Here is a 20,120-nt window from a genome sequence, read left to right on the forward strand (position 1 = left end):
CGGCCGGAGGGCCCTCAGCCGCGCTCGGTCAATGCGCGCAGGAAGAAGCCGAGATTGGCCGGGCGTTCGGCGAGACGGCGCATGAGGTAGCCGTACCACTGGGTGCCGTAGGGAATGTAGACGCGCAGCGAGTGGCCGTCGTCGACCAGGCGGCGCTGTTCGGCGTCGCGGATGCCGTAGAGCATCTGGAACTCGAAATCGCCTGGTTCGCGGTGGTTTTCGGCGGCCAGCGCGAGGGCGGCGGAGATCATGGCCGGGTCGTGCGAGGCGATCATGGGGTACCAGGCATTGCGGAGCAGCACCTCGAGGCAGCGCAGGTAGGAGGCGTCCACCTCCGCGCGGCGCTGGTAGGCGACGGTGTCGGGTTCCTGATAGGCGCCCTTGCACAGGCGGATTCGGGTGCCGTCGGCCGCCAGGTCGCGGGCATTGTGCTCGGCCTGTCGCAGATAAGTCTGCAAAGCTACCGCCAGCCACGGGAATTCGGTGCGGGCATTGCGGACCGCTTCGAGAGTCTCGGCGGTCGTGGTGTGGTCCTCGGCATCGACGGTCACCCAGACGTGGCGTTCGACGGCCTTCGCGCACAGCTTGTGCAGGTTCTCCGCGGCGATGGCCGGGCCGTCCTGCCCCAGGGACTGGCCCAGCGCCGACAGCTTGAGCGAGACCTCCACCCGCGGGATGTCGGTGAGCACCCCGGCGGCCGTCCGGTCCGCCTCGGCCAGATCGTCGATGAGCGAGAAGTATTCCGCCACCGCGGCATCCGCCTGGGCGCGGTCGGTGGTGTACTCGCCCAGGAAGTCGACGCTGACCGAGCGCCCGCTCTCCAGCAGCGCCCGCGCGACCGGCACCATGTCCGCGCGGGTCTCCCCCGCGACGAACCGCCGCACCACCGCGGCGGTCACCGGCACCTTCGTGATGACGTCCTTGATCCGGGACGACCCGGCGGCCGCCAGGATCGCCGGGCGCAGTGGATTCATCACGCCTCCATGTGGGGGTAGCGGTACTCGGTGGGCGGGACGAACGTCTCCTTCAGGGTGCGGGGCGCGACCCAGCGCAGCAGGTTGAGGTGGGAGCCCGCCTTGTCGTCGGTGCCCGAGGCCCGGGCGCCGCCGAAGGGCTGCTGGCCGACCACCGCGCCGGTGGGCTTGTCATTGATGTAGAAGTTCCCGGCCGCGAATCGCAGTGTGCTGGTGGCGGATTCGACGGCCTGGCGGTCGCGGGCGAAGATGGCGCCGGTGAGGGCGTACGGGGAGGTCCCGTCCACCACGTCCATGATCTCCTCGAAGGCGTCGGGCGCGCCGTCGTCGTAGACGTAGACCGACAGGATCGGCCCGAAGTACTCGGTCTCGAAGGACTCGTCGCCGGGGTCGTCGCTGAGCAGCACGGTCGGCCGCACGAACCAGCCCTCGCTGTCGTCGTAGCCGCCACCCGCCGGAATCGACACGCCCTGCTCGCGGGCGCGCCCGATGGCGGCCACGCACTTGGCGTAGGAGCGGTCGTCGATCACGGCACCACCGAAATTCGAGAGATCGGCGACATCCCCGTAGGTCAGCGACTCCACCTCGGCCAGGAAGTCCGAGCCCATCCGCCGCCACACCGATTTCGGAATATAGGCGCGCGAGGCGGCCGAGCACTTCTGGCCCTGATACTCGTAGGCGCCGCGAATCATGGCCACGCGCAACGCATCCGGATCGGCGGAGGGGTGCGCGAGGATGAAGTCCTTGCCGCCGGTCTCGCCCACCAGCCGCGGATAACCGTGGTATCGGCCGATATTCGAGCCCACCGTCTGCCACAGGTATTGGAAGGTGCGCGTCGATCCGGTGAAGTGGATGCCCGCCAGGTGTGGATCGGCCAGCACGACCTCCGACAACTGCGCGCCGGCACCGGTCACCATGTTGATGACCCCCGGCGGCAGTCCAGCCTCCTCCAGCAATTTCATGGTGTAGTAGGCCGAGAGCGTCTGTGTCTGCGACGGTTTCCAGATGACCGTATTGCCCATGAGCGCGGGCGCGGTGGGCAGGTTCCCGGCGATGGCGGTGAAGTTGAACGGCGTGATGGCGCACACGAACCCTTCCAGGGGCCGGTAGTCCATCCGATTCCACACGCCCGGTGAGGATTGCGGCTGTTCCCGCAGGATCCCCCGCGCGAAGGCCACATTGAACCGCCAGAAGTCGACCAGCTCGCACGGTGCGTCGATCTCGGCCTGCTGCACCGATTTCGACTGTCCGAGCATGGTGGCGGCGGCGATGGTCTCGCGCCAGGGCCCGGCCAGCAGGTCGGCGGCGCGGAGCAGGATGGCGGCCCGTTCCTCGAAGGGCATGGCCCGCCAGCCGGGCGCGGCCGCGGTCGCCGCGGCGATGGCCGCCCGGGCTTCGTCGTGGGTGGTGTTGGCGTAGGTCCCCAGTACGTGCCGGCGCCGGTGCGGCATCACGATATCGCGGCGTTCACCCGCGCCGGGCTGATGTTTGCCGCCGATCACCAGCGGCACTTCAACGGCTTCGGCGGAGAGTTCGGCCAGCCGCCCGGCCAGCAGCTCGCGTTCGCGGCTGCCGGGGGCGTAGGTGTGCACCGGTTCATTGACGGGAGCGGGGACAACCGTGACAGCGTCCATATCCAACACTATCGCGATCGCCCCCGTCCGGCCGGACAGAACACGCCCCGACGGCCGCTACAGCGGAATATTTACGTCAGTGAAAGTCCTCCGCGATGATCTTCTCGATATTCCGTTCCGCCAGAGCCGTAATGGTTACGAAGGGGTTCACGGTGGTGAAGCCCGGGATCAGGGAGCCGTCGATGACGTAGAGGCCCGGGTAGGACGAGAGGCGGCCGTAGTTGTCGGTGGCCACATTGAGCACGCAGCCGCCGAGCGGGTGGTACGCGAAGTCGTCGCCCCAGGTCTTGTAGGTACCGAACAGGTCGGTCCGGTAGATGGTGCCTTCCTTGCTGTTGATCTTGTCGAAGATCCGCTTGGCCGCGTCGATGCCGGGCTGGTTCCAGGCGGTCTGCCAGTTCAGGTCGACACCGCCGCTGCCCGAGTTGTAGGTGAACTTGGCCCGGTTCGGGTTCTTGGTGATGGCCAGATACAGGCTGGCGAAGGTCTCGATCCCGGCCGGGAACGGCGAGACCTCGGCGAAGGCCGGACCGCCGCTGTCGGCCAGGTTGTCGATGCCCAGGCAGGGGATGCAGGACTGCAGGCTGCCGGTGGCGTCCCAGGCTTGGTTCTGCCGGGCCACCATGACATTGCCGTTGTTGCCCCAGCCGGCGCCGACTGAGTCGGGCAGGTTGGGCAGCTTGCCGGTGGCCTTCTGGGTCACCAGCAGTTTGCTGGTGCCCACGCTGCCGGCCGCGAAGAAGACCTTCTGCGCCGTAACCGTTTTCGACTTCACGGTGTTGCCGCTGGTGTCGATCTGGTTCATCACGACCGAGAACCCGCCGCCGTTGGCCGGGGACACGGTGGTGACCACGTGCTGCGGGACGATGGTCACCTTGCCGGTGGCCGAGGCGTCCGCGAGATAGGTCTTGTCGAGGGAGTTCTTGCCGTAGTTGTTGCCGTAGATGACCTCGGCGTTGAGGGCGGAACGCGGCGCGGTGTTGGCCTGCTCCTGCTTCATGTAGTTGAAGTCGTAGACGTTGGGGACGAAGGTCCACTTGAAGCCGGACCGCTCGGCCTGCTTACGGCCGACGCGGGCGAACTGGTAGCAGTCGGCGTTCTCGAACCAGGTCGAGTCGATGTTGTTCACCTTCAGCCCGGCATTGGCGCGCGGGTAGTAGGTGTTGTACATTTCGCCCGGGTCCACCGAGGGCAGGATGGTCGGGAACCAGCTCTGCTGCGGCGTCACCGCCATACCGCCGTTGACCAGCGAGCCACCGCCGACGCCGCGGCCCTGGTAGATGCGAATCCCGCTGAACTGCTCGGAATCCAGCACGCCGGTGTACCGGGAGATGGACTTGTTGTAGGGCGCGCCCATGAAGTGGTTGACGGGCTGGTCGGTCTCGGTGCGCAGCCAGAACGAGCGGCCGTCGGGCTTGAGCATGTTGCAGAAGACCTTGCCGTCGGAACCCGGCTGGCTCCAGGACATGCCCTTCTCGACCATGACCACGTTCTGACCGGCCTGAGCGAGCCGCAGGGCCGCGACCGCGCCGCCATAACCTGTTCCAATTACCAGGACCGGCATCTGATCGCCGTCATTGATCGACCCGGCAGGTAAGGCCCGGGCCGCTGGGAGCTTCCCTAGTAGCGCGGCCGCCCCGAGAACAACCCCCGTTGCAGCTAGGAACCCTCGTCGGCTGACATTGCTGCCGTAAACACTCTTGCCGGGGGTTTCATAAGACAATCCACGCACTGAAATACTCCTCATCGAGTTGCGATGAGAACTTGTTATAGATGTTCTGGAGAGAACGTGTGTCAGTTTTCACAAAACGAGAGCTGACAACATATCTCGCTAACGGCGAGCAACCGAGGACGCAGCCGGAGGCAGAACAGCAAAAAGCCTCCCCACCGAAATCGGTGGGGAGGCTTTCACACTTGCGACCCTGACGGGACTCGAACCCGCGACCTCCGCCGTGACAGGGCGGCGCGCTAACCAACTGCGCCACAGGGCCTTACGAATCGCTCGGCCTTCGGCCTGGCGACGTCGTAGACGGTATCACGCGGGCCCGGGTAACCGAAAATCAGCTGGTCAGGCGATCAGCCGCAGTCGCGATGCGCTCGTCGGTGGCCGTGAGGGCAATGCGCACATGCTGATTCCCGCGCGGTCCGTAGAACTCGCCCGGGGCCGCCAGGATGCCGCGCGCGGCCAGCCAATCGAGGGTGGTGCGGCACGGCTCGTCGCGCGTCGACCACAGGTACAGACCCGCCTCGGAGTCGTCGATCCGGAATCCCGCGCGCTGCAGCGCATCTCGCAGCACCACCCGGCGGGCACGATAGCGGTCCTTTTGCTGGACCTCGTGCGCGTCATCGCCGAGCGCTGCGGTCATGGCCGCCTGGATCGGGAACGGCAGCATCATGCCGGAGTGCTTGCGCACCTCCAGCAGCTCCGCCACCAGCTCCGGGTCACCGGTCACGAAACCCGCGCGGTAACTGGCCAGATTCGAGGTCTTGGACAGCGAGTGGATGGCCAGCAGACCGGTGTGATCACCGTCGCACACCTCGGGATCGAGGATCGACACCGCGCGGCCCTCCCAGGCCAGGCCCAGGTAGCACTCGTCGGAGGCCACGATCGCACCGCGCTCGCGGGCGAACCGCACCACCTTGCGCAGATGGTCGACGCCGAGCACCTTGCCGGTCGGGTTGGACGGCGAGTTCAGGAAGATCAGCGCGGGCCGCTCGGGGCCCAGCGCCACCGTGCTGTCGGCGCGCAGGTACCGGGTGCCGGCCAGCAGCGCGCCCACCTCGTAGGTCGGGTACGCGACCTCGGGGATGACCACCAGATCCTCGGCGCCCAGCCCCAGCAGCCGCGGCAGCCCGGCGATGAGCTCCTTGGTGCCGATGGCCGGCAGCACCGCCGCCGGGTCCACCCCCGTGATCCCGAATCGCCGTTTCAGGGCCGCCACGACGGCCTCACGCAATTCGGGCGTGCCGTGCGTGGTCGGGTACCCGGGCACCTCCGCCACCGACGAAAGCGCCTCGCGGATCAGCGGATCCACCGGATCGACCGGGGTCCCGACCGAGAGGTCGACGATGCCGTCCGGATGCGAAGCGGCCTTCGCCTTCACGGAAGCGATGGTGTCCCAGGGGAAATCGGGTAGCAGTGCGCTGACCCGGCCACGCGCGGTCAAATCTCGGTCCTACTCGCTCGCCATCGGCGGCAGCGCGGCGATGAACGGCGGGTCGTAGTCGACCTTGCCGACCTTGGTGGCGCCGCCCGGGGAACCCAGGTCGTCGAAGAAGTCGACGTTGGCGTTCACGTAACCGGCCCACTGATCCGGGGTGTCGTCTTCGTAGAAGATGGCCTCCACCGGGCAGACCGGCTCACACGCACCACAGTCCACGCACTCGTCGGGTTGGATGTACAGCATGCGTCCGCCCTCGTAGATGCAGTCCACGGGGCATTCCTCGATGCACGCCTTGTCCTTCACGTCAACGCACGGTTCAGCGATGATGTACGGCACTGCCGCTCTCCTAGTCTGTCCACACCTGAGGGGGATACCTCCCCCCGGCGAAACCCTATCCCGGCCAGCCAACATTACTCTTGCACAGCCTGCCCTAACTTCGCGCGGTCACCTCGGGACCCCGTCCGGGCCGCGGGAGGTCGTCCCAGTCCTGCCACGGCAGGCCCTTCGGCCGCACGTCGGCGGCCAGACCGGTCACCGGATCGACCAGCGCGGCCACATGGCCCGCGATGCGCGGATCGATCCAGGGTTCGCCGGCCAGCACGTATTCCGGGTGGGCGGTGACGCGCTCGGTCAGCACGTACCCGCAGTCGGCGGTGATCCGCGCCAAAGTGTCCAGGTTCGGCCACGGACGTTCCGGATTCACGTGGTCCGGGGTCAGCGGCGAGACCCCGCCCCAGTCGTCGATGCCCGCCCCCAGCAGCGCCCGGCACTCCTCGAGCGACACCAGGTTCGGCGGCGCCTGGATGCGCATCCCCGGGCCCATCACCAGCCGGGTCACCGCGATGGCGGCGCGGAACTCCTCCATCCCGGCGTCGGGACTGTGCCGCATGGCGGTGTCGTGCTTGGCCAGGAAGTTCTGCACGATGACCTCCTGCACGTGCCCGAAAGCCTTGTGCAGCTGGTGAATCGCGAGAATGGACTCGGCCCGCTCGACGATGGTCTCGCCGATGCCCACCAGGATGCCGGTGGTGAACGGCACCGCGAGTCGACCGGCGTCGGTCAGCGCCCGCAACCGCACCGCCGGATCCTTGTCCGGCGAACCGTAGTGCGCCTGGCCGGGTTCGGTGAACAGCCGGGTGGAGGTGGTCTCCAGCATCATGCCCATGGACGGCGACACCGGCTTGAGCCACGCCAGTTCCTCGTGGCTCATCACGCCGGGGTTCAGGTGCGGCAGCAGCCCGGTCTCCTCGAGCACCCGGATCGCCATGGCGCGGATGTAGTCCAGGGTGGAGGCGTAGCCGCGTTCGTCGAGCCACTGCCGGGCCTCGGGCCAGCGGTCCTCGGGACGGTCGCCGAGCGTGAAAAGCGCTTCCTTGCAACCGAGTTCGGCGCCCTGGCGGGCGACGTCGAGGATCTCCTCGGGCTCCATGTACATGCCCTTGCCCTGGGCGCGCAGCTTGCCGGGCACGGTGACGAAGGTGCAGTAGTGGCAGCGGTCGCGACACAGGTGCGTAATGGGGATGAACACCTTGCGCGAGTAGGTGATCGGCAGGGTCTCGCCCGCATACCCGGATGCCCGCAGCCCGGCGTCGCGCACCCGCGCCGCCGACTCGCACAGCTCGACCAGGTCCGCGCCGCGCGCCCGCAGCAGCACGACGGCCGTATCCAGGTCGAGCGTCGCGCCGTCCCGGGCCCGTCCCAGTGCGGCCCGCATGACCTCGGCATCGGGTGTCACCTGCTCCCGCGGCGCGCTGGGCAGGCTCGGGGTGGGTAGATCCGTCACGTCCACGATCATGCGCCATCCATCCCGTTGATCCGACTCGGGTGCCATGGAACGAGGCAACCCGCGAGCCCGCCGAGGTTATTCCGATGCAATTACTTGCATCCTCGAGTACATCTATTCAAATCTCGGAAACGATCCAATAGCCTCGCGGGCGACTACTTCCCAGCAGAAAAGGGAGAGATCTTCGTGCTCGCGCAAATCCGACGTGCCGCCGTCGTCGCCGGCCTCGGCGCCACCGCCCTGCTCACCATCGCCACCAGCACCGCATCGGCCTTCGGGCCGCTCCCACCGGCAAATCCCTATCTGGGACCGGTCGGCACCGCGACCATGCACGGCGATTCGGAAGCCTCCGACACCACCCCGCTGCCGGGCGTCGGCACCGGCGGAGTGAATGCCGACTTCCACGAACAGGGCGCGGCCTGCCCGACCATCCTGCAGGGCGCGGACGGCCTCCCGCAGGCCCTGTGCACCAAGATCACCGATCGCGCGCCCGAGGTGCTGCTGCTGGATCCGGGCAACGGCAACACCCTCGCCAAGCTCGACCTCACCAAGGGCAGCCTGCTCGGCGGCGTCTACGCCTACCTCGACAACCAGGACCGGATGGTCACCGTAGACGGCTCCGGCAATCTGCTGCGGATCGGGCACCAGCGCGGCTCCGACGGCAAGTGGTCGCTGTCCATCGCGTCCAAAACCGATGTGACACAGGCGGTCACCGGGCACTGCGGCGGCGGCGACTGCGACGCGGTCAGCTCCGTCTCCCCCGACTACCAGGGCCGGGTCTGGTTCGCCACCGATGGCGCGGCCGCCGGATTCGTCAACCTCGACGGCAGCGCGCGCTCCATCGTGCTCGCGCCCGGCGAGAACGTGGCCAACAGCATCGCCACCGGACCCCAGGGCATGGCCGTCGCCACCGACCACGCCCTCTACCTGCTCGACGTGGACGGCGGCGGCAACCCGCGGATCGTCTGGCGGCAGGCCTACGACCGCGGCCCCGCCCGCAAACCCGGCCAGCTGAGCTGGGGCACCGGCGCCACCCCGACCTTCTTCGGCCCCGGCGACGGCACCGAATACCTGGCCATCACCGACAACGCCGCCACCAAGGAGAACCTGCTCGTCTACAACACGGCCACCGGCACGCCCGTCTGCTCGGTGCCCGCCATCGACGGCACCGAGAACTCCCCCATCGGATCCGGCAACAGCGTGTTCGTGGCCAGCACCTACGGCTACCCGTACCCGGCGCTGCCGCCCAACGCGGGCACCAGCCAGCCCGCCAGCGCGCCGATCTCGGGCGGCATGACCCGCATCGACGTCACCGGCTCCGGCTGCACCGTGGTGTGGACCAACACCGTGCCGTCCTCGGCGGTGCCGCGCCTGTCCGTGGCGGACGGCAAGATCTACACCTTCACCCGGCACTCGCTGCTCGGCAGCGGCAGCAGCGCGCTCGGCAGCGGTAGTTCCGCGCTCGGCAGCGGCAGCGCGGGTCTGGGCAGCGGCAGCGCGGGCGTCACCGACAACTACAGCTTCGCGGTGATCGACGCCAATACCGGCAAGGTCGACTCCGAGCAGTTCGTCGGCGCGACCACGATCAACGACACCCTCGAGATGGTCGGGACGATCGCGCCCGGCCGAATCCAGTACCAGGGCACCACGACCGGGCTGTACCGAGTCACGCCCAAGTAGACGGTCCGCCGCGGCGGCGGAGGCGACAGAACCGAGCGTTCGGTACTCGCTCGCAACAACCGCCTCCGCGGCCCGATTCATGCAAGCATGGGCACCATGTCCCAGCCCCTCGCTCCCGGCGGCCTGCCGGCCGACCCGGCCCGGCGGCCCAGCCCCCGCGCCAAACTGCTGTGGGCGCTGAGCGCCGCCCTGTCCTGGGTGGTGCCGGTCCTCGGGGTGGGGGTCTGGGCGTTGTTCGACACGCACCGGCGCGGGTTACAGGGACTGGTGCTCGGAATCGTGCTGCTGGCAGCGGTTTTCAGCATCGTGGTGATTCCGCTGTGGCGGTACGCGGTGCACCGGTGGGAGATCACCGACGAGGCCGTCTATACCCGGACCGGCTGGTTCACCCAGGAGAGCCGGGTCGCGCCGATCACCCGGGTCCAGACGGTCGACACCTATCGCGGGCCGCTCGAGCGACTGCTCGGGCTGGCCACCGTCACCGTCACCACCGCCTCCTCGGCGGGGGCGGTGCACATCAGCGCGCTGGCACTGGCCGACGCGCGGGACACCGTCGCCCAGCTGACCGCGATCGCCGCCCAGCACCGCGGGGACGCCACGTGAGCCTGCCGCCCGACGAGGACGCCTTCTCCGATTCCTATCCGACAGAACAGCTTTCACCGCTGCCCGCGAGCCTCGAACCGGCCGGCGCGGGCTGGCAGCGGCTCGACAAGCGCATGCTGCTGGTGCACCCGGTCACCGAACTCATCCGCTTCATCCCGGTGCTGATCGCCACACTGGTCGCGGGCGCCCGCGCCGACAGCCCGCTGTGGAGCCTCACCGTGGTCGGCGTGATCGTGGCCTTCGCGCTCACCCGCTGGTTCACCACCACCTACCGCATCACGCCCGACAATGTGGAACTCCGCACCGGCCTGATCCAGCGCAAACGACTCTCCGTCCCGCGCAACCGGGTCCGCTCGGTGGACGTGGAGGCCGACCTGCTGCACCGGGCGCTCGGACTGGCCGTGCTGTCCATCGGCACCGGGCAGCACGCGGACAAGCGGGAACAGTTCAAGCTGGACTCCCTGGACGCGAAACTGGTGCCGGACCTGCGGACCGCACTGCTGGCGCACACCCGGGCGAGCGCGGAATCGACTGCCCCGCAGTCGATCACGCCCGAAGCAGCCGCCCCGGTCGTGGCCGGCGATGCCGTGGAGATCGCGCACTGGCAGGCGGAATGGGTGCGGTACGCCCCGCTCTCGCTGACCGGCTTCGCCATCATCGCCCCGGTCGTGGGTCTGGCCTTCCAGTACGGCTTCGCGCAGATCTTCCTGAAGTCCGGCACCGTCCAGGATGTCGGCCACCGCAGCGCGGGCGTCATCGCGGGCGTCATCGCGCTGCTGATCGTGCTGCTCGTGGTCGTGGTCAGCGTGGCCGCCTGCGCCCGCTACCTGCTGACCTGGTTCGGCCTCCTGGTCCACGACGACGGCAAGACCCTCACCATCCGGCACGGCCTGCTCACCACCCGTCAGACCACGCTCGACCTGGCCCGCCTGCGCGGCGCGACGGTGAACGAGCCGCTGCTGCTGCGCCTGGCCGGGGCCGCCGAGCTCGAGGCCATCATGACCGGCACCAGCCCGCGGCAGAAGATCCTGCCGCAGGCTCCGCGCGCCGCCGTGCACCGGACGCTCGGCCACCTGCTCGGCACCGGCCGGACCGGCACCGCCGACACGGCATCGCTTGCCACACAACCGATCTCCGCTGTATCGGCGGTGGACGCCTCCGCGCTCGTGACCGTGCCGCTGCTCCCCCACGGCCCCGCCGCGCACCGCCGCCGCTACACCCGCGCGCTGGGCCCGCTCGCCGCGGCCGCCGCGATCCTGCTGGTGATTTCCCTTGCGGGAGGCCAGGTTCCGCTGTGGGTCTGGATCGCGCTTGCCGTAGCCGTGCCGCTCGCGGCGGCCCTGGCGTGGGACCGGTACCGCGGTCTCGGCCATGCCGTCCTGCCCGCCGCGGACGGCAAGCCCGCCTGGCTCATCACCCGCAGCGGCTGCCTGGACCGCGACCGCGACTGCCTGGAAGCGCCCGGCGTCATCGGCTGGACCGTCCGCCAGACCTTCTTCCAGCGCCGCGCGGGCGTCGCCACCGTGGTGGCGGCGTCGGCGGCGGGCAAGAAGCGGTATCACGTCATCGATCTACCGCTGGAGCAGGCGTGGGAGCTCATCGAGGCGGTCACGCCCGGACAGCTGGGCGTCCCGGCCCGGCCGTGATCCGGCTCAACCCTGGACCGGATAGTTGGCGCGAATCACGTTGTGCGGGTCGCGCTCTCGCTTGACCGCCCGCAGGCGGTCCAGGGTCGCCGGGTCGAACGCGGCGGCCGCCGACTCACCCGGGGACAGGAACGTGAAGGGCTTGCGCCCGGTGACCTGACCATCCAGCTGCGCGACCAGGGTGTCCACCTTGGCGTGCACCGCGTCCCGCAGCTGCGGCAGTCCGATGCCCAGCAGATACACCAGGTACCCGTCGGCCAGCGCACCGCGCGCGCCCGCGGCGGGTCCGGCGAACGCGCCGCCGAGCCCGCGCACCTGGATATTGGCCAGTGGCGCAACGGATTCGCCGAGCAGGATCTTCTCCGCCTCCGCCGTCAGCTCGGGCAGCAGTTCGGTGCGGCCGATGGCCGGGCTGGGATCGGTCGGCTCGGAGGTGATGGTCCCGATCTCCGCGACCGTCATGGCCGCCCGCGAATCGGAGACCGCGCCGCCGATCCGGTCCAGCGCCGACACCAGGTCCCGGCCCGTGCCGGCGTCGCCGAGGTAGGCGACATCGAGGGCCACCATCTCCGGCGACTGCGGGAACTGGAAGCGCTGGAACCACACCGACAGCTCGTCCGGCCCGTGAGAAGTCAAGGCCCGGAAGGCCTCCCACACCTCGGGCAGACGCTCGGCGGGCCACATCACCCGGCCGCCGTACAGGTCGGGCGCGGGGAACAGCTCGAACTCGAGCCCGGTCACCACCGCGAAATCACCGCCGCCGCCGGACAGCGCCCAGAACAGGTCCGGATCGCTGTCGGCGGTCACCCGGGCGGGGCGGCCGTCGGCGTCCACGATCTCGAAGGCGCGCACCGCGTTCGACGCCCACCCGTACTTGCGGCCGAACCAGCCCGCGCCGCCGCCCAGCGTGTAGCCGGTCACCCCGACCACCGGATTGCTGCCCGCCAGACCGGTGAGCCCGTGCTCGGCGGCGGCCGCCTGCACCCGGCCCCACTGCAGGCCCGCGCCGACCCGCGCCACCCGCGCCGCCGGATCGATCTCCAGGCGATCCAGCGCGCCCGTGCGCAGCAGGATGGCGGTCTCGACGCCGCCCGCCGCACCGTGCCCGGTCGGCTGGGTCACCACCGGACGACCCGCGGCGCGCGCGTACGCCACCACGGCGGCCACGTCCGCGGCGTCGGCGGCCTCGGCGACCGCCGCCACCGGCTGCGTCACCGCCAGGCTCCACGGCCGCGCGACCTGATCGAAGTCCGCGTCACCGGCCTCCAGCACCCGGCCCCGGACGGTGTTGCGCAGTTCGTCGAATCCCATCGTCTTCCCCTCGTCTCTCTCGCGAACGCGATTCCGCAAGAAGGACGAGACAGGACGACGAAGTGTGACAGCGCCCCGGAGACTCAGGCTCCGGCCGACGCCAGACGCGCGGTGGCGCGGTAGTAGAGGTACATGCCCGCGGGCAGCAGACCGCAGATCAGCAGCAGCATGGTGGGCCAGTCGCCCATGAGCAGCGCGTAGCCGCTGGGGCTGAAACCCGCGCAGATCAGGAAGCCCAACGCCCACACCAGGATCGGCAGCGCCATCACGCCGATCCGATCGGTCGCTACGCCCATGCCCATCACCAGCAGCACGTTCACCACCGCGGCCACCAGGGCGGCCACCGGCACCGGGATCGCGCCCGAGGTCATGCTCGAGGCCAGCGAACCCGCGGCCAGCACGGGGGTGGGCTCGGGAATGGTCGCCCGCCCGGCGTAGAGGGGCAGGAACAGCACTTCGAGGCCGAGCGTGATCACCGCGTCGATCAGCAACAGCCCGGCGATCACCGCGTTCAACACGACGCGACCCGGGCGCGGGCCCGCCACCGCGTCACCCGCGCGGGCTCCCAAGGCGGCCGTCACGGCACCGGCGGGAAACCGAGCAGCGTCAGCAGGTGACTCTGCATGTCCACGAAGCCGTACAGCACCGACAGGTACAGCTCGTGCTGCCACTCGAAGTAGGGCCGCTGGCTCTCGACGAACGCCGCGATGGCGTTCTGGAGGTCCCAGTTGTACATAGCCTCAGTCTCTCATTCCAGCCCGCCGAAGAGATCATGTTCCCGACCGTCGGGGCCGAGTGGGCCGCGCTCACCCCGCACCAGAATGTAATGCTCCTCCGGCAGCACCGGCTGGGCGACATCGTTCGAGAGCGCGAACTCCCGGCCCGACGGCGCCACCGTCACCTGGGTGGCGTGCGCCCGCAGCGCCGCCCGCTTCGCCGTCAGCACATCGGACACGTCCACCGCGGTGGTCACCGATTCCGCCGGGACACAAGCCAATTCGCCCTCGTGCGGCAGCCGCCAGCCGCGCGGCAGCGCGCCCGGCAGCTGATCCACGGTGCGGCGCTTCAACGCCTCGGTGTGCATGGCCAGCACCGCGGCGTCAGTGACCGTCCAGTACACCTTCGGGACCGTCCAGCCCCAGTCCGAGGCCGCGTGCACCGCCGCCATCGTGATCTCGTGCGCGCGAATGTGATCGGGATGCCCGTACCCGCCGCGTGGGTCGTAGCCGATCACCACCCGCGGGCGCAGCTCCAGCAGCACCCGCACCAGCGCGTCGGTGGCGGCGGTCCCGGAATTCACGAAAGCCCGCGGATTGCGCGCCGACGGCGTCCCGGCCATGCCGGAGTCCCGCCAGCGGCCCGCGCCGCCCAGGAAGTGCGGCACGCCCGCGTCCAACGCGTCCAGGGCCCTGGTCAATTCGGCGATCCGGTAGCCGCCCAGCTGATCGGCCGACCCGGCCACCAGCTGCTCGTACTCCTCGCCGATGACCTCGCCCTCCTCACCGAGCGTGCAGGTCACCACGGTGACCGGGACGCCGCGGCGGCGGTAGTGGGCGATGGTGCCGCCGGTGGTGATGGATTCGTCGTCGGGGTGCGCGTGCACCAGCAGCAGGCCGTGGCGCGCGGAATCGATGGTCACGGCAGCCTCCGCCAATTGGCGGCATCCGCGAAGATGCCGGTCTGGATGGCGCCGCTCAGCGAGGCCCCGTCCACGCGCGGGCCCGCAGCGGCCACCTGGGTGTCCTGCACGATCGGCAGCACGGTCGACATCTCCCACAGCCGGGGCTCGACCTCGGCGATCACCTTGCCGGGATCCAGGCCGCGCAGGGCGGCGTCGATACCGGGCTGCAGCGCCGCGTCGCAGACCCCGGACAGATTCGACGGCGACTTCTTCGCACCGTCCGCGACCGTGGTGTCGCCGTTGTCGCCCGGCGGGGCCACCGGCGCACAGCCGTACCGGGAGGCCAGTACGGTGGCCGGATCCTGACCGGTGCGCTCCCAGCCGACCACCGCGTCGATCCCGGCGTCGGTCAGTTCCTTGCCGTACAGCGTCGCCGCGGCGACGCTGCGGACGATGACATCGATTCCGGCGCTGCGCAATTGGTCGGCGGCGGTATTGGCCACCGCCAGCGACGTGGTGTCGCCGTCCACCGCGCCGACCCGCACCGTCAGCGATTTGCCGTTCTTGGCCAGCGGACGCGGCTGCGGCGCGGGCGAGGTCGCCGACGGCGCCGCGGGCGTCTCCGCGGCCCGCGCGAACCCGGCCTCCGCGAGCAAGGCGAACGCCTCCTCCACCGGCAGCCGCGGCGGCTGCGTGGCCGCGTACCCGGGGTCCGACGGCGAGAGCACCTGCGCCCGAACCGGTTCCACCCAGCTGCCGGTCTGCGCACCGACCGTGGCCAGCAGCACCGGATCCAGCAGCGCCAGCACCGCGCGCCGCACCCGGACGTCGGCGAGATCCCCGCTGCGCCCGTTGAGCACCAGCGACATCTCCCGCGACTGCGCCATCACGGCCGTGCGCACCGAGGGGATCGCCGCCAGCTGCGCCTGCAACGCCACCCCGCCGTGCACCAGCGCCATCTGCGCGTCCCCGACCCGCAGCGACTCCGCCACCTGCGCGGGAGTTCCGCCGCGCCGCAACAGGATCTGATCCGGCACCGCGGGCTGACCCCAGTACCGGTCATTGCGTTCCAGCAGGATCTCCTCGCGGCCACGATCGGCCTGCTTGATCCGGAACTGGCCGCCCGAGATCCGGATGGTGTCGACCAGGCCCTGCTCGAAACCGCTGTCCTTCACCAGATGCTGGGGCAGCAGATCCGTGAACAGCTGCCGCCACGCCGGATACGGCTGCGTCATCGTGACGTTCACGGTCTTGCCGCCCGCCGCGGAACTGACGTCGGAGATCAGCCGATACCCCGCCGGATCCACCGTGCCCGGCTGCGTGATCATCTGCTGCCACAGGTATTTGAAGTCCTCGGCCGCGATCGGAGCGCCATCGGACCAGGACGCCTCGTTCTTGATCTGGTAGCTGATCGTGAACGGCTCCTGCGAGGTCACGTCCGCCGACACCATGAGCGCCGGATTCAGAATCCAGTCGGTCGCACCCGGCACCCCCGGCGTCGGCGCGGCCTTGAACGGGCTCGGCAACACCATGGACGCCACCGCCGCCGTCGCGGGCGACTGCTGCGACCGCAGATGCGGATTGAACCCGATCCCGATGTCGTCCACCGCGACCACGACCGAATTCTTGCCGGGCTTGGCGGGCTGCGTCTTGGGAGAGTCCGTGGACTCGATGGGCGGCGGCGGATTCGCGGTGCAGCCGGTCGCGACCGCCAGCAGGGTCGCCACCATCAACAGCACCGCGCGCACCGATGCGCGCCTCCGGGCCCCCGTCATCACGTTCGGCACTCTACTGGATCCCCTTCACGCCACCCGGCTACCGGCACTGGGCCGGGGCAAGGTCCGTCAGAGCTGGAACCGCCCACCCGGGGAATCCGGGTGGGCGGTCGAGGTTTCGGGGCCGATCCACCGCGATCGGCGGTTGGAGGTTCGGGCGCGAAGCCCCCTAGAGTCCCGAGAGTTGGTCTGCCTACTGGGCGGCGGCCCGGTCACGCGCCTTGCGACGCGAGATCTCACGCTGCCGGTCGGTGGCGCTCAGGGTGACCTTGCGCACGCGCACGATCTCCGGCGTCACCTCGACGCACTCGTCATCGGTGCAGAACTCCATCGCACCCTCGAGGTCCAGCTGCAGCGGCTTGGCCAGCGTCTCGAACACGTCGGCCGTGGCGGACCGCATATTGGTCAGCTTCTTCTCGCGGGTGACGTTGACGTCGAGATCCTCCGAGCGCGGGTTGATGCCGACCACGTGGCCCTCGTAGGTGTCCGCGCCCGGCTCCACGAAGAACTGACCGCGGTCGGCCAGCTGGATCATGGCGAACGGGGTGACCGAGCCGTTGCGGTCGGAGACCAGCGAACCGGTGTGGCGGGCGCGGATCTCGCCGGCCCACGGCGCGTAGCCGTCGAAGACCGCGTTCGCGATACCGGTGCCGCGGGTCTCGGTGAGGAAGTCGGTGCGGAAACCGATCAGGCCGCGCGACGGCACGATGAATTCCATGCGCACCCACCCGGCGGAGTGGTTGCTCATCTGGACCATCTTGCCCTTGCGGGCGGCCAGCAGCTGGGTGACGGCGCCCAGGTACTCGTCGGGGCAGTCGATGGTCAGCTCTTCGAACGGCTCGTGGGTCTTGCCGTCGACCTGCTTGGTGACCACCTGCGGCTTGCCGACGGTGAGCTCGAAGCCCTCGCGGCGCATCTGCTCGACCAGGATGGCGAGCGCGAGCTCACCACGGCCCTGGACCTCCCAGGCGTCCGGGCGGCCGATGTCGAGCACACGCAGCGACACGTTGCCGACCAGTTCCTGGTCCAGGCGCGACTTCACCATGCGGGCGGTCAGCTTGTGGCCCGACACCCGGCCGACCAGCGGCGAGGTGTTGGTTCCGATGGTGACCGAGATCGCGGGCTCGTCGACGGTGATCTTCGGCAGCGCGACCGGGTTCTCGACGTCGGCGAGGGTGTCGCCGATCATGATGTCCGGGATGCCCGCGATGGCGACGATGTCACCGGCCACGCCCTCTTCGCCCGGCTGGCGGTCGACGCCGACGGTCTTGAGCAGCTCGGTGATCTTCACGGTCTTGACGCCGTCACCGTGCATCCAGGCCACGTTCTGGCCCTTCTTCAGGGTGCCGTTGTAGATGCGCACCAGGCCGATTCGGCCCAGGAACGGGGAGGCGTCGAGGTTGGTGACGTGGGCCTGCAGCGGCTTGGTCGCGTCGCCCTTCGGGGCCGGCACGTACTTCATGAGGACCTCGAACAGCTCGTCGAGGTTCTCCGCGTCCGGCACCTGGCCGTTCTCGGGGCGGCTGGTGGAGGCGACGCCCGCGCGGCCGGAGGCGTAGAGCACCGGCAGGTCGAGGGCCAGCTCGGCGGCTTCCGAGGCCTCGTCGTCGAGGTCGGAGGCCAGGTCCAGCAGCAGGTCGTGGGATTCCTCGACGACCTCTTCGATGCGGGCGTCCGGGCGGTCGGTCTTGTTGACCACCAGGATCACGGGCAGCGAGGCGGCGAGGGCCTTGCGCAGCACGAAGCGGGTCTGCGGCAGCGGACCCTCGGACGCGTCGACGAGCAGCACGACGCCGTCCACCATCGACAGGCCGCGCTCGACCTCACCACCGAAGTCGGCGTGGCCGGGGGTGTCGATGACATTGATGACGGTGACCGATCCGTCGGCATTATGCCGGTGAACAGCGGTGTTCTTGGCGAGAATGGTGATGCCCTTCTCGCGCTCGAGGTCACCGGAGTCCATCACCCGGTCGACGAGTTCGGCGCGTTCGGCGAACGCACCGGATTGCCGGAGCATGGCGTCGACCAGTGTTGTCTTGCCGTGGTCGACGTGCGCCACGATGGCGACGTTGCGGAACTCGACAGACGACACGTTTGATTCCTCCTGGTGAAAAGTCTGTAGCCGACCCGGATGGGTTCTCATGCGTGGGGCTGCCTACGACGAGACATGGCGAACTCCACCGGGCATGCGGCGAGCTACACATTACCGGGCGACGTGGGTCACCTGTTCAACGGCCAGAGGTTAGGTTAAGCTAACCAACATGGGCAAGGTCAAGGCAAAGGACGTCTCGCGTCTCAAGCCTAAGAAGAAATGCTGCCGCAAGAAAACGCGGTGCATGAAATGCCCTGTGGTCATCATGAAGATGAAGAAGGCAGAGGCCGCCGGCTGCTGCGGCAAGGAACTCAAGAAGTGCCTCAAAGCCGCACGCGCCGCCTGAAATCGGAGTAGACCAGGACTTATGAGTCCTGTGTTGCTCTCCGACGACGAGATCGCCAAGGCACTGACCGACCTGCCCGAATGGACCCGGACGGGCGACAGCATCAGCCGCACCGTGCAGGCCGACTCGTTCCTGGCCGGAATCGAGCTGGTCCGCCGGGTAGCGGCCGCGGCCGAGGCCGCCGACCACCATCCCGACATCGATATCCGCTGGCGGCGGGTCACCTTCACGCTCTCGACCCACTCCGCCGGCGGACTCACGCCACTGGATATGGCTCTCGCACGGGAGATCGATCGACTGCGGGAGCAGGGCTGAGCCGCTTCACCGCGATCATCCAACCGAACAGCACCAGCACCCCGGCCGCATTGGCCGTACCCGCCCAGGCCAGGTACCAGGGCCGGGAGATCTCCCACATGTTCGTCTGCACCGTGCCCAGCAGCCACGGGATGCCGACAATCGTGTTGAACAGCCAGAACGCGCGCATCAGGCCCGCGCCCGGCGCGTCGCGCAGCGGGCCGAAGCGCAGCCACAGCACCAGCGGGACCAGGCAGATCCAGTGGTGCGACCAGGAGATCGGCGCGGCCATCATGCCGAACAGCTGCACGATCAGCAGCGTGCCCAGCCGATCGTCGGAACGTAGTGCGCGCCAAGCGAAGAAGGCCAGCACGGCCGTGGCCAGCACCGCCGTCTTCCACAGCAGCCCGCCGCCGATATCGTGCCCGGCCAGGCGGCTGAGCGCGCCGCGCAGCGACTGGTTGACCACCGAACCGACCGGCCCGATGCGGTGCGGGTCGCCGACCAGCTCACCGAAGTACTTCTTGGTCTCGTTGGGCGTGAGCAGGTAGGTCAGCCCGATGGTTCCGACGAACGCGCCCACCGAGGCGGCGATCGCGAGCCACTGCTTGCGGGCCACGAAGTACAGCCCGGTCACCGCCGGGGTCAGCTTGATGCCCGCGCCCAGGCCGACCCACGCGCCCGCCAGCCACCACCGGGTGCTGCGCGCCGCGGCCATCGCCATGAACACCAGGAACACGTTGACCTGGCCGTAGTCGAGGGTGGACCGCACCGGTTCCAGCCACATGCCGCCCGCGGTCCACGCCACCGCGGAGGTGCGCCAACGCTGTTCCTGCATGGCCTCCGGACCGAGGATCATCTCCAGGGCGATCCAGATGATGCCGAACAGCGCCCCGACGGTGGCCAGCAACCAGCCCACGGCGACCACGTCGAAGGGCAGGAAATGCAACGGATACAACAGCAGCGCCGCGAACGGCGGATACGTGAACGGCAGCGGAAATTGTGGTGACCGACTGGAATCGGTCCATTCGTAGAGGTTCCCGCCGAAGAGATTCGCGGCGCCTTCGACATAGACGTGCAGGTCCACGAGGATCAGGTTGCTGGGCCAGAACAGCGCCCAGGCCACACGAGCCAGCACCGAGATGCCGAGGGCGACGGCAGCCAGCTGGAAACGTCGATTCACAGACGGACTTTCGG

The 20,120-nt window shown here is 69.2% G+C and carries 17 protein-coding genes, 1 tRNA gene and 1 pseudogene; 5 read left to right on the top strand and 14 right to left on the bottom strand.

Translation table 11 applies throughout. The features are described from left to right. Positions 1-14 precede the first annotated feature (14 nt). The 7 genes and pseudogenes from ACWEOI_RS08530 to cofG all read right to left on the bottom strand — a co-directional run. Positions 15-974 carry a proline dehydrogenase family protein gene (locus ACWEOI_RS08530; RefSeq protein ID WP_433668047.1) on the bottom strand — a complete coding sequence of 320 codons (960 nt, stop codon included), beginning with the start codon at positions 972-974 and terminating at the stop codon, positions 15-17. After that, positions 974-2,608 carry an L-glutamate gamma-semialdehyde dehydrogenase gene (gene pruA, locus ACWEOI_RS08535; protein ID WP_433668048.1) on the bottom strand — a complete coding sequence of 545 codons (1,635 nt, stop codon included), beginning with the start codon at positions 2,606-2,608 and terminating at the stop codon, positions 974-976. The genes ACWEOI_RS08530 and pruA overlap by 1 nt, the downstream gene beginning before the upstream one ends. Positions 2,609-2,684: 76 nt before the next feature. Then, a complete protein-coding gene (locus ACWEOI_RS08540; protein WP_433668050.1) occupies positions 2,685-4,172 on the bottom strand; it encodes a GMC oxidoreductase in 1,488 nt (495 codons plus the stop codon). Between the two features lie 353 nt (positions 4,173-4,525). Next, a tRNA-Asp gene (locus tag ACWEOI_RS08545) sits at positions 4,526-4,599 on the bottom strand. Between the two features lie 69 nt (positions 4,600-4,668). After that, positions 4,669-5,775, bottom strand: a complete 1,107-nt coding sequence (dapC, locus tag ACWEOI_RS08550; protein ID WP_433668052.1) for a succinyldiaminopimelate transaminase — start codon at positions 5,773-5,775, stop codon at positions 4,669-4,671. Between the two features lie 9 nt (positions 5,776-5,784). Further along, positions 5,785-6,108, bottom strand: coding sequence for a ferredoxin (gene fdxA / locus ACWEOI_RS08555; protein ID WP_040812194.1), 324 nt, complete (start codon positions 6,106-6,108; stop codon positions 5,785-5,787). A 139-nt stretch (positions 6,109-6,247) separates the two neighbouring features. Continuing rightward, positions 6,248-7,567, bottom strand: a pseudogene (gene cofG, locus ACWEOI_RS08560) (7,8-didemethyl-8-hydroxy-5-deazariboflavin synthase CofG); the annotation flags it as partial. Between the two features lie 174 nt (positions 7,568-7,741). On the opposite strand from cofG, the gene ACWEOI_RS08565 reads away from it, so the two are divergent. The 3 genes from ACWEOI_RS08565 (at position 7,742) to ACWEOI_RS08575 (ending at position 11,484) form a co-directional block, all read left to right on the top strand. Continuing rightward, entirely contained in the window at positions 7,742-9,235 is a 1,494-nt protein-coding gene (locus tag ACWEOI_RS08565) for a hypothetical protein (protein ID WP_433668054.1), read from the top strand. A gap of 96 nt (positions 9,236-9,331) precedes the next feature. Then, a complete protein-coding gene (locus ACWEOI_RS08570) occupies positions 9,332-9,838 on the top strand; it encodes a PH domain-containing protein (RefSeq protein ID WP_433668056.1) in 507 nt (168 codons plus the stop codon). Positions 9,839-9,951: 113 nt separating this feature from the next. Then, positions 9,952-11,484, top strand: a complete 1,533-nt coding sequence (locus ACWEOI_RS08575) for a PH domain-containing protein (protein WP_452359571.1) — start codon at positions 9,952-9,954, stop codon at positions 11,482-11,484. Between the two features lie 6 nt (positions 11,485-11,490). Here the strand turns inward: ACWEOI_RS08575 and ACWEOI_RS08580 are convergent, their stop codons facing one another. The 6 genes from ACWEOI_RS08580 to typA form a co-directional block, all read right to left on the bottom strand. After that, positions 11,491-12,795: an FAD-binding oxidoreductase gene (locus ACWEOI_RS08580; RefSeq protein WP_452359277.1), complete on the bottom strand. Its 1,305-nt coding sequence runs from the start codon at positions 12,793-12,795 to the stop codon at positions 11,491-11,493. Positions 12,796-12,878: 83 nt separating this feature from the next. Next, positions 12,879-13,376: a hypothetical protein gene (locus ACWEOI_RS08585; protein ID WP_433668060.1), complete on the bottom strand. Its 498-nt coding sequence runs from the start codon at positions 13,374-13,376 to the stop codon at positions 12,879-12,881. Continuing rightward, positions 13,373-13,531 (bottom strand): hypothetical protein, encoded by a 159-nt coding sequence (locus ACWEOI_RS08590; protein ID WP_167333469.1) that lies wholly within the window; start codon positions 13,529-13,531, stop codon positions 13,373-13,375. The genes ACWEOI_RS08585 and ACWEOI_RS08590 overlap by 4 nt, the downstream gene beginning before the upstream one ends. A 12-nt stretch (positions 13,532-13,543) precedes the next feature. Then, positions 13,544-14,434, bottom strand: coding sequence for an N-acetyl-1-D-myo-inositol-2-amino-2-deoxy-alpha-D-glucopyranoside deacetylase (gene mshB, locus ACWEOI_RS08595; protein ID WP_433668061.1), 891 nt, complete (start codon positions 14,432-14,434; stop codon positions 13,544-13,546). After that, positions 14,431-16,191: an ABC transporter substrate-binding protein gene (locus tag ACWEOI_RS08600; protein ID WP_433673470.1), complete on the bottom strand. Its 1,761-nt coding sequence runs from the start codon at positions 16,189-16,191 to the stop codon at positions 14,431-14,433. Before ACWEOI_RS08600 ends, mshB begins: the two co-directional genes overlap by 4 nt. Positions 16,192-16,384: 193 nt before the next feature. Next, positions 16,385-18,283 (bottom strand): translational GTPase TypA, encoded by a 1,899-nt coding sequence (gene typA / locus ACWEOI_RS08605; protein ID WP_379273392.1) that lies wholly within the window; start codon positions 18,281-18,283, stop codon positions 16,385-16,387. A 169-nt stretch (positions 18,284-18,452) separates the two neighbouring features. Between typA and ACWEOI_RS08610 the strand changes: the two genes are divergently transcribed. Beyond that, on the top strand, positions 18,453-18,629 hold the full coding sequence (locus tag ACWEOI_RS08610) for a hypothetical protein (RefSeq protein WP_357091493.1): 177 nt from the start codon (positions 18,453-18,455) through the stop codon (positions 18,627-18,629). Positions 18,630-18,650: 21 nt separating this feature from the next. Beyond that, complete coding sequence (locus ACWEOI_RS08615; RefSeq protein WP_379273396.1) at positions 18,651-18,944, top strand: 4a-hydroxytetrahydrobiopterin dehydratase; 294 nt, start codon at positions 18,651-18,653, stop codon at positions 18,942-18,944. Here the strand turns inward: ACWEOI_RS08615 and ACWEOI_RS08620 are convergent. Beyond that, positions 18,886-20,106, bottom strand: a complete 1,221-nt coding sequence (locus ACWEOI_RS08620; protein ID WP_379273398.1) for a mannosyltransferase — start codon at positions 20,104-20,106, stop codon at positions 18,886-18,888. The two genes, ACWEOI_RS08615 and ACWEOI_RS08620, sit on opposite strands and share 59 nt — an antisense overlap. Positions 20,107-20,120 lie beyond the last annotated feature (14 nt).

The sequence above is a fragment of the Nocardia sp. NPDC004340 genome (genome assembly GCF_053602575.1).

Coding starts and splice junctions, on each gene's coding strand:
- ACWEOI_RS08580 (WP_452359277.1), bottom strand. CDS start 12,795: ATGGGATTCGACGAACTGCGCAACACCGTCCGGGGCCGGGTGCTGGAG.
- ACWEOI_RS08590 (WP_167333469.1), bottom strand. CDS start 13,531: ATGTACAACTGGGACCTCCAGAACGCCATCGCGGCGTTCGTCGAGAGC.
- ACWEOI_RS08570 (WP_433668056.1), top strand. CDS start 9,332: ATGTCCCAGCCCCTCGCTCCCGGCGGCCTGCCGGCCGACCCGGCCCGG.
- ACWEOI_RS08530 (WP_433668047.1), bottom strand. CDS start 974: ATGAATCCACTGCGCCCGGCGATCCTGGCGGCCGCCGGGTCGTCCCGG.
- ACWEOI_RS08540 (WP_433668050.1), bottom strand. CDS start 4,172: ATGCCGGTCCTGGTAATTGGAACAGGTTATGGCGGCGCGGTCGCGGCC.
- ACWEOI_RS08610 (WP_357091493.1), top strand. CDS start 18,453: ATGGGCAAGGTCAAGGCAAAGGACGTCTCGCGTCTCAAGCCTAAGAAG.
- ACWEOI_RS08615 (WP_379273396.1), top strand. CDS start 18,651: ATGAGTCCTGTGTTGCTCTCCGACGACGAGATCGCCAAGGCACTGACC.
- ACWEOI_RS08600 (WP_433673470.1), bottom strand. CDS start 16,191: ATGACGGGGGCCCGGAGGCGCGCATCGGTGCGCGCGGTGCTGTTGATG.
- ACWEOI_RS08575 (WP_452359571.1), top strand. CDS start 9,952: ATGCTGCTGGTGCACCCGGTCACCGAACTCATCCGCTTCATCCCGGTG.
- pruA (WP_433668048.1), bottom strand. CDS start 2,608: ATGGACGCTGTCACGGTTGTCCCCGCTCCCGTCAATGAACCGGTGCAC.